Below are 13,086 nucleotides of genomic sequence, written 5' to 3'. Positions count from 1 at the left end.
CCATACCTCATTCTTTATCAAAAGTATAGCATAGATGCACGGGAAACAAATCAGAAAAAGTGAAGAAGCGCTGGGCCAAGACGAGCATAAAATTGAATACCGGGTAAAAGAATTATCAAAGACTGCAAAAAGCAGATGTAAAAACGTGACTTGTGTTTCAAAAGAAAGCGAAAACAAGACGATGAAAAACAATGAAACATCAATTTCCTGGGAAGAAGTGCTTTAGAACAGATGAGAATTTTGCTATAATAACCCATGCGGAGGATGCAGTATGAAATGGGAAGAATTTGTTGAAGCCTGTCGCCAGAAAGAAATCGAATGTTCCCCCAAACAACAGGAACAATTTGTACGCTATGCGCAGCTGCTTCAAGAGTGGAATGAAAAAATGAATCTTACTGCGATCACGGAATGGGAGGAAGTGCTGGAAAAGCATTTCTATGATTCCTTAGTGCCTTTTGCCGGTATTATGTTGGATGGGGCTCATCTGTGCGATGTCGGCGCCGGGGCCGGATTTCCTTCCCTGCCGTTAAAAATTATGAATCCTCAACTGAAGATCACAATTTTGGAACCGCTGAATAAGCGGGTTGTTTTTCTCAAGGAAGTATGTCAGCAGCTTCAGCTCAATCAGGTTGAATGCCTGAATGTACGTGCTGAAGATTATGCCAGAGAACACCGTGAGGCGTTTGATTTGGTCACTGCGCGGGCAGTGGCTAATCTGCGTGTGTTGTCAGAGCTGTGTTTGCCTTTGGTAAAAAAGAACGGAAAATTTATCGCAATGAAGGGGGCGGCTGGATTTGAGGAACAGGTCCAGGCAGAAAAAGCGACGAAAATTCTGGGAGCGGAATTGGAAAAGGCCGAGGAAGTCCATCTACAGGATGGCTCTACACGGGTCAATCTGACCTATCGGAAGGTGAAAGCCACGCCGTCGCAGTATCCGCGTGCCTATGCGAAAATCAAGAAGAATCCGTTGTAAAGGAGTGTTTTTATGAGAGAAGTCCGGGAAATATCGATTGAACAGATTCATCCCAACCGCCATCAGCCGCGGCTGGAATTTAACGAAGAAGCTTTGATGGAACTGGCACAGTCCATTCGTGAGAATGGATTGATCCAGCCGATTACCGTGCGTGAGGATGAGGAAGGCTACGAAATCATTGCGGGAGAGCGCCGGTATAAAGCCTGTATTTTAGCGGGCTACAGCGAAGTGCCGTGCAATGTCATGAGTGCAGATGAACAGAAGCTGGCTGAGCTGGCCTTAGTCGAGAACATTCAGCGAGAAAACCTGACTTCGATCGAGGAAGCCAAGGCATATATTCAGATTATGCGCTCTGCGGGCATGACGCAGGAAGAGCTGGCTTCCAAAATGGGAAAATCTCAGTCAACGATTGCCAACAAGGTTCGATTATTGAATCTGCCGGATGAAATCCAGGAAGGCATTTCTTCCCGTAAGATCACTGAGCGACATGCGCGGGCACTGCTTTCGGTGGAACCGGAGAAACAGCAGGAAGTTTATGAAAAAATTGTAAAAAAGGGGATGAATGTCCGCCAGGCTGAACAGCTGATCACCAGTCTGAAAGAAGAACCTCAGGCGAAGCCGGAAGCCAAGAAACCTGTTTTCAAAGGCTTTGCCCGGAATATTAAAATCGCAGTGAACACCATCTACCAGGCTGTGGAGATGGTACGCCGAACTGGAATCGCCATTGAAACCGAGGAAGCGGAAACGGACAAGGACGTCCGGATTATCATTAAATTTCCAAGATAAAAGGATGTGAAGAAATGGGAAAAATCATTGCCATAGCCAATCAGAAAGGCGGCGTCGGAAAAACGACGACGAGCATTAATCTTTCCGCCGGACTGGCGTATCTCGGCAAGAAAATATTACTGGTCGATTTTGATCCGCAGGGTAATGCAACACAGGGCGTCGGGGCAACCCGCCAGAGCTTTGTGAAAAGTATTTACGATGTCATTATGAATGATGTTGAAGTCAAAGCCGCTGTAAAAACGATGAAGATTCCGCCGCTGGATATTTTGCCGGCGACAATTGATCTGGCAGGCGCGGATTTGGAAATGGTCGAATATAAATATGGCCGTGAAAAGCTGTTGAAAAACAAGCTGGTCGCTGTAAAAGAGGATTATGATTACATCATTATCGACTGTCCGCCTTCATTGGGATTATTAAATACGAATGCGCTGACTGCGGCAGATTCAGTGATCATCCCGGTGCAATGCGAATACTACGCCTTGGAAGGGCTGACGCAGCTGTTGTCCACAATTCGTCTGGTTCAGCGTCTTTTCAACAATAAATTGATGATTGAAGGTGTATTATTGACCATGTTTGATGCGCGGACCAAGCTGAGCGTCGAAGTCCAGCAGGAAGTCCGGCGGTATTTCAAGGAGCGGGTATATAAGACCTATATTCCCCGCAATGTTAAGCTGTCGGAAGCGCCTTCCCGCGGCGCCACGATTTTTGAATATGATGTCAAATCGGAAGGAGCCAAGGCCTACGCATCGTTAGCTAAGGAAGTCATTTCCTATAACGCAAAGGAGGCAAAAGCCAATGAAAAAGGATGAAGCCCGGCTGGGTAAAGGGTTAGGCGCCATTTTCGGAGAGGATTTAAGCAACGTTATCGAAGAAATTCAGCAGGGAGATGAAACTCGGCAGAGCGAAATTAAGCTGTCCGAGATTCGTCCGAATCCTTATCAGCCGCGTAAGATTTTTGATGACGCGAAGATTGGTGAACTGGCGCAGTCGATTAAGGAACATGGCGTATTCACACCGGTTCTGCTGCGTAAATCCGTCAAGGGTTACGAACTGATCGCAGGCGAGCGCCGGGTTCGTGCAAGCAAGCAGGCTGGGTTAAAAACGATTCCAGCCATTGTCATGGAGTTCACTGAAGAACAGATGATGGAAATCTCATTGCTGGAGAACATTCAGCGTGAGGATCTCAACGCGATTGAAGAAGCGCAGGCTTATCAGCGTTTAATCGAACGTCTGGACTACACACAGGAAAAACTGGCTCAGCGTGTCGGCAAGTCGCGTGAACACATTACGAATACGCTGCGCTTGCTGAAACTGCCGAAGTCGGTTCAGCAGCTGGTTACGGAGAATAAACTGTCGATGGGGCATGTTCGTCCGTTAGTAACGATCGAAGATGAGGGGGAAGCCTATGATATGGCAATGAAGATTGCTGAAGAAGGCTTGTCTGTTCGGGAAGTCGAACGGTTGGTCAAGGAACGTCAGGAAAAACCGAAACCGAAAGCGGTCAAAAAGCAGGAAGACCCGAATTTGTTATATGTTGAGGAAGTCATGCAGAATAAGCTGCAGACACGGGTTAAAGTGGACAAAAAGCAGATTGTCATTCAGTATTCCGGGACTCAGGATCTGAATCGTATTCTGGAATTGATTCACTGTCTGGAAGAAACAGAATCGTAGTTGAAAGTAAATTTGCACGGTACTCTTTGAGGATACCGTGTTTTTATACATAAAAAAGAAAAGATTATCTGACGAATATTTGAAGAAACGCATGTATTCTTTTTTTAGGTTAAAAATTTTATTTTAAGTATTAACTGTTTTTTTTGAAGAATTGTGAAATAAATTTCATAATTTGTTGTTTAAACGCTTAAATATTTACATTTCTAATTCTATCCAATCATATTCTTATTTATATATACTCCGTTAATTATTACATTTTATATATTCCTTATATTTTTTTGAAATTTTATTTGACAAAAGTTTCCCTTTATAATAATTTGCCAGAGTAAGGGCTTACAGGTAGAATAACAATGCAAACAATCTTATTAAAAAAAGTTATAGCGTGACGCAGGAAGCGACGTATGCCTATAACCTAATGGGACAAATGGTCTCTTCTCATGATGAGTACGGGATTAATTTAAGCATGCAATATGATTTGCTGGGCAATAAAACGAAGCTCATTAAAGCGGATAAGAAAGAGATTAATTATGAATATGATTCACTTGGCAATCTTACAAAAGAATTCTGCGGCAATCTAATTCATACATTTACTTATGATGCTCATGGAAATCGTTTGACAAGTTCAGATTATAGTACAGAAACAAGATCTTATGACATTTATGATCGGTTAATCAGAGTAAAAGATGTTAACGGGAATGTCGTTGAATATGAATATGATGTGTTTGATAATCAGACGAAAATTATTGTTACTGACAATAGTGGCCCAAGTTATTACGCTGATGAGCCTACAGGTCCAAAAGTTAACATTCAATTAAAAAAATACAATGATTGGAATCAACTTATTGAAGTTTATAGTGATGATGCCGGATCGTTAACAACACCCAAAGCCATATATACTTATGACGATAATGGTCATGTTAATCAGATTTCTGAACTTGGATTAACTGTAACTATAAATTATGATGTTTATGGGCAGTTGATTTCCAAAACAACAAAGAGCCAAGCGAAGACGATCCACGATTTACAGTATACATATGACGGAGAAGGAAATGTTTTAACCGAGAAAGTTAAATCAAAATACGATATAAATTCTGGAGTATGTAAAGAAGAATACACTAACGTTTATACTTATGACAAAATGAATCAATTGAAATCCAGTACAAAAAAGGATATTCAGGGAAACATGACAACAACGAATTATTTTTATAATTATAAAGGGGATCGGGTTGCTCAAACTCCAGAAGGAAATGAAGTCTACATTTATAATGATCATAATCTGTTGGAAAGAATAGAAACTGCACAAGGCGTACAACGATTCTATTATTCAGCAAATGGAGAAGTAACCCAAATTACTTCTACCAATTCCTCAACTTATAATTTCTCTTATAATTTGTTTGGGAACTTAACCTATGTAGATCATGGTGATTCAAGTCTTTACTATAATTATAGTTATGATGCCAACAATAATATGACAGGATTAAAAGAAACATATGAGGTAAATTATAATAATTATAATGAGGTTATTCCCTATGCAGATGGACCGGAAATTGTAGAAACATATAACTATTTTGTTAATGACGTTTCATTGGCGAATACAGAACAGTTAGAAACTATCTCTAAGAGTTGGCGTTACGGTGGATCGAATACATTCTACTATTATGGCTTAGAACGATTAGGTTCTGGAAACACATTGTATCATACTTCACTCAATGGAACAGTGGCATTGACAACAAATTCAGACACGTTGGGAAACATTTATTCCATATCGGATAATTATTATTATGAAGATTATGGTGTATCCAATAAATATGGATTCAGTTTAAATGGCGAGTATAAAGATTCTAGTGGTATAATACATTTAAGAAACAGAGCCTATTTACCAAAATACGCGATGTTCTTACAGCTGGATGATTACACAGGGACTTTAGAAAACATAACAAGTCAAAATCGAAGAACGTTTGCCAACAACAATCCATATCGATTTTATGACAAAACTGGTAATAACGCGGAAGAGGTGAGAACGACCGCCCAAGCGAATCAGAATCAGTCTGGCTATGATATTGATTATGTTCAACCCGTGTTTACAGCACAGGAAGAACCTGAAGGTACAGGTGAACCAATATCTACTTATTCAGGAGAATTGGAACTTGGAGGCGATAAAATAACTTTAGCAGCATTGCTTACTTTAATCTTCTTAGGGATTATGAGTTTACAACAAGCTTTAGATAATCTTGTTGCTGGCTTATTGGACGTAATTTGTCCCGCTGGCTATGAGCTTAAGCAGAGTACATACGATACACAACAAGAGCATGAGGCAACTATTCCACAAGTAAGTGTAGGTTCTAATGCAGGGACAATAGATACTCCTTCAAACAATTATAACAAAGGGTTGGATGAGGCTTTAAGGGATCTTGGAAATCGACTAGCCGGATCAACGCCTACTTTAGGCTTTAGTATAGTTATAAAAATGATCTTATCTAAAGTAACGGAAAAATATAAATCATATCCTAACGAAAAAAGAAGACACCATGTTGTACCTAGAAAAGATGGTGATGCTAGGCCAAGATTAGTATTAGAAAAATCAGGTATTGATCATCAAACTTATGAAAGATCAAAAACCGTTAATATTGCCCTGATTTATATGTGGTTTCATAATACAATTCATAATGTTACCCCTATTAGAAATGCATATAATGAAGCAATTAAAAACGCATTTTCTGAATATTATGATTTACTCTACTTAAAAAATTTTGATTTTATAACTGCAGGCAGAGTTAAAGCTAAATTAACAAGTATGAGAGATTTTCTAGAACGAGCAAGTGATGAGTTATATGCAGTCTTTGTGAGGTATTTATGAAAAAACTAGTTACTTTTGGAAATAATAGAATTATGCCTCATCTTTTAGCATATAGTGAAAAATACCATTACATGTTTTTTAATAGTGGAAATCGTTTCGTTGTATATTCAACTAAAGACCAAAAAATCGTTTTGAAAATAAAGGATCTTGGATATGTAGAAACTGCAGTTTTAACTGAAAATCAAGAATATATAATAATTTTTGCCTATAAGAATACAAGTAATCGTTATGCAGCATTATATTATTTAAAATTAGACTCACTAGAATCTGATTTCTCTGTTAAGTATATTGCAAAAGGAATTGGCTCACAATTATCATCAACTCCATTATCACGCTTCCCTAACGCAATAGCTGCATGTGATAAAAATAGGGTGTTCATCTATGATTGTGGTTTAAATCGAATACTATTTGAAGCAAGTCAGAAAAAATCATTTATCAAGTTAATAGCAATTTCAGAAGGTGAAGATTTTGATTATCTAGCGGTGTTCCAAAAAACTATGGAATATCATTATAATCTCAATAATTCTGAGTTTAAGCCTATTGCTAATATGAATGAACAGAAGGAATGGATTCGATATTATAATGCAAAGACAATTCGTTTGTCTGAATTTCAAAATAACAGTATTAGAATTGAAAATATGGATGACACTAAATGGCTAGAATTAAAATGGGAAAATACTACTATAACTAATGGGAGAGTAAATCAATCGGGAAAGTATTTTTCGGGTAATATTTGGTTTGGTAAACAAAAAGAAGGAAATACAACAGGGAGCTTATTGTTTATTAATCTGAAAACTAAAAAAATGAATCTATTTTTTGAGAGTGATAATCTATCTGCATTCTATTATGATGAAATGTTGAACAAAGCCATTATCAACGAAGGTTTTGATACTTTTACCATATCTGTTTATGATATGGAAGACGACGATTGGCTAACACTTGATCTCGATCAGATTTTGATTGAAAATCGTGTTGAAAGAAAGATTAAAGAAGTGAACTGTAAAAAAATGTTAATTTAGTGGCAGTCAAAATATAAAATTATAGAGTTTATTGTCAATACCTGCATTAGATATTTAGAAAAGAGGATATGATGTATGAGGAAGATCATTTCGTTTTCTGGAAGTCATGAGAAGTTTATTTTAGTTCATTTGTTGGGAATGAGTCAAAAATATGAACTCTTATTTTTACATTATATGGATATTTTAATTGTGTATTCACTTTGTGAAGAAAGAATTTTATATACTACAAAAAAACTAGGGTTTATTGAAAGAATGACGTTAACAACAAGCGAGGATTATATTGTTGCTATTTCCGAAAAAAACGCTTCTTCCATTACAAAATATGCTTATATCATTGATGTAAATCAGCTTAATAAAACGTTTGTTTATCATGAATTAGGAAAATTTCATTCTTCAATTTATAAATCTGTGATACCTTTGAATAAATTACCGAACTCAGTTGTTTTCATTGAAGATAGACAATTTCATATCTTTAATTGTGAAAAATTAGAATATTTGAAGACTGTTAAATTAAAAACCAGACTTAGTGGTATTGGCGTTTTAGAATTTCCAAAACGAGATGTTTTTGAGGTTTATTTTGAAAAAGACTATACTGAAGATGAAATAAAAGAGAATTACGTTGAAAAGCCTGATGTTTATTATTCTTTTAAAAACTTACAATTTGAAGAAATTGATTTCCAAGAAGAATATGTATTTAGTTATTGGTTCGACGATTTAAAAATTCAAGTCTTCAGTAAATTTAATCAGACTTTTTATTGGTCAGAAACGATGCAGAAGCCACAACTCTTAACTGATGAGAAAATTAAACCATATACATTCAAATTTGAGAATGATACAGATTGCCTTTCTATGTTTGCAGACGTATATACTTCTGATAACAAGTATTCAGGTTGTTATTTTATTCAAATGAAATTGAATTCAAATGAAATTGTTTTAGCAATACCTCTGAGTTCTGTCTTAACACAATATCATTCGACGAAGCACTTTATTATAATTAGCGATTTGGGCAATGATATGGGATGTGCAATTTATCAGATTGAGCCTGAAGATAAATTGAAATATTCTTATGATAATTTGATTAATCCAAGGTTTAGTTTGTTGAATGTCGATGATTCTAAGTGTAGAAATTATTCATTAAGACAAATTAGGAGACATTTAAAACTTTATGGTGAACTATAGTTTTCACAAGAATAAATTTACGAGAAAATAGAATATGAAGATGAGCAGCGTACCAATGAAATCAGCTTATTTTTTCTATTTGTAGATCAATTATGTGGTATTAGATAACACTTTTGAGATTTGGGAGGTTGATAAATATGAATTTGATGAAAAAACAGGGCTAATATTCCTAGAGGAGTCGTTAAAACAATACTGTGTATCAATACTTCAACTGGAGGAAAAAGATTATATCCATCAGAAGTTAAATCAACTGGATTTTAGAAAACTTCAACTGGCTCGTGAGGCAAAAGAACAGTTTTGCGAATCAATTTTATTTAAAGGATATTAAATCATTATAAATAAAAGCATATCTTACTTTCTTAAGCAGGATATGCTTTCTTCATATCTATTACCCCGGAAATGCTAATTATTTGTCTTGATTAGCACTGAAAATCTTCTGTCCGGGAAGCATTTCCAATCCTTTAGCTTCCATCAGTTCCTGAACTGTGACTAATTGAAATCCCATTTCAGTCAGTTTTGGAATGAGCGTTTCTGCAGCATCTGCAGATTCAGCATGGATATCATGCATCAGGATAATATCACCATCCTCAACCTGACTGAGAACAAGATCCACCGTTTTTTCCGCGCTGCGGGTTTTCCAGTCCAAGGTATCCAGGCTCCAGAGAATCAATGGCGTTGGGGAAGCCTCTTTCACTTGTTCGTTGACTGCGCCGTAAGGTGGACGTAGGGTTTGGATTTGAATTTGCTGATGAGTCAGATCATTGACCAGCTCACTGACACGATTTAACTGGACATTTAAACTGTCTGCGGAAAGCCGGGTTAAATTAGGATGATTGTAGGTATGCGAGGCAATTTCACTGCCGTTTTCCGCCACCTGCAAAACTACGTCAGGATAACGCTCTACATTGGTGCCGACCATGAAAAAAGTCGAAGCTCCGTCATATGTTTTTAAGGTTTCCAGAATGCGCGGCGTATTTCTGGGATGGGGACCATCATCAAAGGTCAGCGCTATCATTGGCCGCTGAGGATCGACAGTCCGCGGCGGAATAAATAAATTTTCTTCTTCCTCCCCCGGCTTCAACAGGAAATGAGAACCCAACCGATTCCGATCAACAGACCAACGCAACTCTTTTTCCATAGCAGACGTGGTTTTTAGGATGTTTTCTTCATTGCTGCCGACTTCTGAAAGACTTTCGACAGCGACATCGACGAAAAACGTCAGCTGATTTTCTTCTAAATAAAAAGAGGAAAAGTTCTCTGCGGCGGGAGCGCTGGCCGTAATAAAAGATAAGGTATAAGCTAAATCATGCGTTGCTTCTTGGTTCTTCATCGCATCCCGGAATAAAGCGGAAATCCGATCCAGTCCCGTTTGATCAAACGCCTGATCGGCCGTGATTAACTCACCTGTTTGCAGATCGAGAATATAGCCCCAATGATCTTCTTCAATCTGATCGCCGACTTTTTTCTGAATCAGATAAACAACGGACAGCGTATTCTGTTCCAGGATTTCCGTGTGATAATCTGCCTTAATTAAGACTGGTTCCGGGTTCTCCTGTTTGGCTGCAGGAAGCTCGGGCATTTCCGTATTTTTAGTGCTTAATGAAGTCATTAATTGCTCCGCCTGCTGTTTCGCTGTGCTCACAATCTCCTGAGGTTCCTGGGGATAAAAGACAACAATCTCAAAGTCATCCTGCTTTTGATGCAGTGCGTGATCTAACTGACGATCCTCCGCTTCAAGAAAGATTGGCTTTTTCGGTTTTTGTCCAATGGAAAGCGACCAGAAACCAAACAGACACAAAAGACCGCCGATGAAGAGAAAGAGAAACACACCTGGGACTCGGTTTGGATATCGGGGACTAGATTTTCTGGCGGCGAATTTCACACGCATCCCTCCTTCACTCTTCTTATTGTTGCCGCATTTTGTCGAATCATGAAAAATACAGAGGCGAATTCAAGATCTACTGTAATTTTCAAAGGATTTTCACAAATTTCAGAAAGCGGGACGGATAAATGAAGAAAGTGTCTTTGATATGCGGACAATTCTAAAAAAGTGTCTTGCATTTCGCGCGAAACTAAGGCACTATAAAGTTAAAGATACCGCTTACAAAGCAAAGGAGGAACAAGATGAGTGAAGTCAAAATGATGTGGGCTTTAGTGAAGGAAAAGGCCGATGTTGGCTTATGGCTGAAGCAGGTGCCGATTCCGGAATGTGGAAAAAATGATGTGAAGATTAAAATCCGCAAGACGTCAATCTGTGGCACCGATGTGCATATTTACAACTGGAATGAATGGGCGCAGCATACGATTCCCATCGGATTAACAGCTGGTCACGAATATGTTGGTGAAGTAGTTGAGGTGGGAGAGAATGTCGAAGGCTTTCAGGTCGGTGACCTCGTCAGCGGCGAGGGTCATATTACCTGCGGACATTGCCGTAACTGTCTGGCCGGACAGCCGCATTTATGCCGGAATACACAGGGCGTGGGGGTCAACCGCAACGGAGCCTTCGCTCAGTATCTGGTGATCCCGGCAAAGAATGCCTGGCACTGTGACCCATCCATCCGCGAAGAATTATATTCCTGCTTTGATCCGCTGGGCAACGCTGTCCATACCGCTCTGCAGTTTGATATGATCGGTGAGGATGTACTGATTACCGGGGCCGGGCCGATTGGATGCATGGCGGCTGCGATCTGCCGGCATGTTGGGGCAAGACATGTTGTCATTACCGATGTCAATGAATATCGGCTGAATTTGGCTAAGACACTGGGGGCAACCCGCACGGTCAACGTGGCCCAGGAGCAGCTGCCGGAGGTCATGCATGAGTTGGGAATGAAAGAAGGCTTTGACGTAGGTCTGGAAATGAGCGGAGCTCAGTCTGGTTTTAACGATATGGTCAACAACATGAAAAACGGCGGGAAAATTGCCTTGCTGGGGCTGCAGAAAGCAGAGGCCCGGATCAATTGGGAAAAGGTGATTTTCAACGGTTTAACGATCAAAGGAATCTACGGCCGGGAAATGTGGGAAACCTGGTATAAAATGTCCACAATGCTGCAAAGTGGCTTGAACATTGACGCCGTGATCACCCATCGGTTTGACATTCAGGATTATGAGAAAGGCTTTGCAGCAATGAATTCCGGACAATCCGGCAAAGTCGTACTGGATTGGAGTTCGCTGCAGAAGGAGGAAAAATAAATGAATAAATCAGAAGCACTGCAGTTTTACGCCAACGAAGTCGCGGAGATTAAAGAAGCCGGTCTGTTTAAAGGTGAAAGTCTAATTGTTACGCCGCAGTCGGCTCATGTCCGGCTGGAAGATGGCCGGGAAGTCATCAACATGTGCGCCAACAATTATCTTGGTTTAGGCAACAATCCACGCTTAATTCAGGCCGCTCAAAAATCGTATGAGGAAAAGGGCTATGGTCTGGCATCCGTCCGGTTTATCTGCGGGACACAGGACAGCCACAAACAGCTGGAAGCCGCAATTTCGCATTTTCTGGGGATGGATGACACGATTTTATATTCCTCCTGCTTTGATGCGAACGGCGGTCTGTTTGAAACGATCTTAGGTCCGGAGGATGCGATCATCAGCGATGAGCTGAATCATGCCAGCATCATTGACGGAGTACGTCTGTGCAAGGCCAAGCGTTTCCGCTATAAGAATAATGATATGAATGATCTGCGCCAGCAGCTGATCGCTGCGGATGCTAACGGCGCCCGGATCAAATTGATCGCTACGGACGGTGTTTTCTCGATGGATGGAATTATCGCCGATCTGAAATCAATCTGCGATTTGGCAGATGAATTTAACGCTCTGGTGATGGTGGACGACAGTCATTCTGCCGGCTTTGTCGGAAAGCATGGCCGGGGAACTGCGGAATACTGCGGCGTTGAAGGACGCGTTGATATCATCACCGGAACGTTAGGCAAGGCCCTGGGCGGAGCTTCGGGAGGCTTTACCGCTGCCCGTCAGGAAATCGTCGATCTGCTTCGTCAGCGCAGCCGGCCTTATCTGTTCTCCAATACGCTGGCTCCGGCGATTGTTGCCGCTTCTCTGGAAGTCTTTAAAATGCTTGAAGCAGATACCTCCCTGCGCGATCATTTGGAGGAAATCACAGCGTATTACCGTCAGAAAATGACGGATGCCGGATTTGATATTATCCCGGGCGTGCATCCGATTGTTCCGGTTATGCTGTATGATGAAAAGACCGCGGCGGAAATGGCCAGCCGAATGATGGAGAAGGGAATCTATGTTGTCGCATTCTCTTATCCAGTCGTTCCGAAGGGGAAAGCCCGCATTCGGACGCAGGTCAGCGCTGCCCACACCCATGAAGATATCGACACGATCGTCCGCTGCTTCTGTGAAGTTCGCGAAGAAATGAAAAAATAAGTGAAAAACAACCTGTTTTCGTCAAGAAAACAGGTTTCTTTTGAATTTCAAAAAGTTTTCATTTCTTGAAAATTATTCCAGAAATAACGATAAAACCCTTTTATCTCCGTCTTTATTGAGCTTAATTGTGTTCATATTGTGAAAATCATGTGAATTTTTTAACTTGACTATCGAATTGTTTTCGATACAATAGGGTTTGTAGAGGAGATCTACACAGG

11 protein-coding genes are annotated in these 13,086 nt (G+C 40.1%); 10 read left to right on the top strand and 1 reads right to left on the bottom strand.

The genetic code is table 11. The features are described from left to right. Positions 1-34: 34 nt before the first annotated feature. From BN162_RS16075 to BN162_RS16040, 8 genes are all read left to right on the top strand, one after another. Positions 35-226 (top strand): hypothetical protein, encoded by a 192-nt coding sequence (locus BN162_RS16075; protein ID WP_020226154.1) that lies wholly within the window; start codon positions 35-37, stop codon positions 224-226. Between the two features lie 45 nt (positions 227-271). Continuing rightward, positions 272-973, top strand: coding sequence for a 16S rRNA (guanine(527)-N(7))-methyltransferase RsmG (gene rsmG, locus BN162_RS16070; RefSeq protein WP_020226153.1), 702 nt, complete (start codon positions 272-274; stop codon positions 971-973). 12 nt (positions 974-985) lie between these two features. Further along, positions 986-1,759 (top strand): nucleoid occlusion protein, encoded by a 774-nt coding sequence (gene noc / locus BN162_RS16065; protein ID WP_020226152.1) that lies wholly within the window; start codon positions 986-988, stop codon positions 1,757-1,759. Between the two features lie 14 nt (positions 1,760-1,773). Beyond that, positions 1,774-2,568 carry a ParA family protein gene (locus tag BN162_RS16060; protein ID WP_020226151.1) on the top strand — a complete coding sequence of 265 codons (795 nt, stop codon included), beginning with the start codon at positions 1,774-1,776 and terminating at the stop codon, positions 2,566-2,568. After that, complete coding sequence (locus BN162_RS16055; protein WP_020226150.1) at positions 2,555-3,430, top strand: ParB/RepB/Spo0J family partition protein; 876 nt, start codon at positions 2,555-2,557, stop codon at positions 3,428-3,430. Before BN162_RS16060 ends, BN162_RS16055 begins: the two co-directional genes overlap by 14 nt. Positions 3,431-3,812: 382 nt before the next feature. After that, positions 3,813-6,287: an RHS repeat protein gene (locus BN162_RS16050; RefSeq protein WP_147612209.1), complete on the top strand. Its 2,475-nt coding sequence runs from the start codon at positions 3,813-3,815 to the stop codon at positions 6,285-6,287. Continuing rightward, positions 6,284-7,306 (top strand): hypothetical protein, encoded by a 1,023-nt coding sequence (locus tag BN162_RS16045; RefSeq protein WP_020226148.1) that lies wholly within the window; start codon positions 6,284-6,286, stop codon positions 7,304-7,306. Before BN162_RS16050 ends, BN162_RS16045 begins: the two co-directional genes overlap by 4 nt. 75 nt (positions 7,307-7,381) lie before the next feature. Beyond that, the gene (locus tag BN162_RS16040) at positions 7,382-8,485 is read left to right on the top strand and encodes a hypothetical protein (RefSeq protein WP_020226147.1); all 1,104 of its coding nucleotides are present in this window, start codon (positions 7,382-7,384) and stop codon (positions 8,483-8,485) included. 406 nt (positions 8,486-8,891) lie between these two features. Here BN162_RS16040 and BN162_RS18165 read toward each other — a convergent pair whose 3' ends face one another. Then, entirely contained in the window at positions 8,892-10,367 is a 1,476-nt protein-coding gene (locus BN162_RS18165; RefSeq protein ID WP_020226145.1) for a polysaccharide deacetylase family protein, read from the bottom strand. Between the two features lie 242 nt (positions 10,368-10,609). Between BN162_RS18165 and tdh the strand changes: the two genes are divergently transcribed. Together tdh and BN162_RS16020 are read left to right on the top strand one after the other, a co-directional pair. After that, complete coding sequence (gene tdh / locus BN162_RS16025) at positions 10,610-11,674, top strand: L-threonine 3-dehydrogenase (RefSeq protein WP_020226143.1); 1,065 nt, start codon at positions 10,610-10,612, stop codon at positions 11,672-11,674. Then, positions 11,675-12,868, top strand: coding sequence for a glycine C-acetyltransferase (locus tag BN162_RS16020; RefSeq protein ID WP_020226142.1), 1,194 nt, complete (start codon positions 11,675-11,677; stop codon positions 12,866-12,868). It begins immediately after the preceding gene. Positions 12,869-13,086 lie beyond the last annotated feature (218 nt).

This window comes from Holdemania massiliensis AP2 (genome assembly GCF_000327285.1).
Taxonomy (GTDB): Bacteria; Bacillota_I; Bacilli_A; order Erysipelotrichales; family Erysipelotrichaceae; genus Holdemania; species Holdemania massiliensis.
This window is presented reverse-complemented; position numbering and strand designations above follow the sequence as displayed.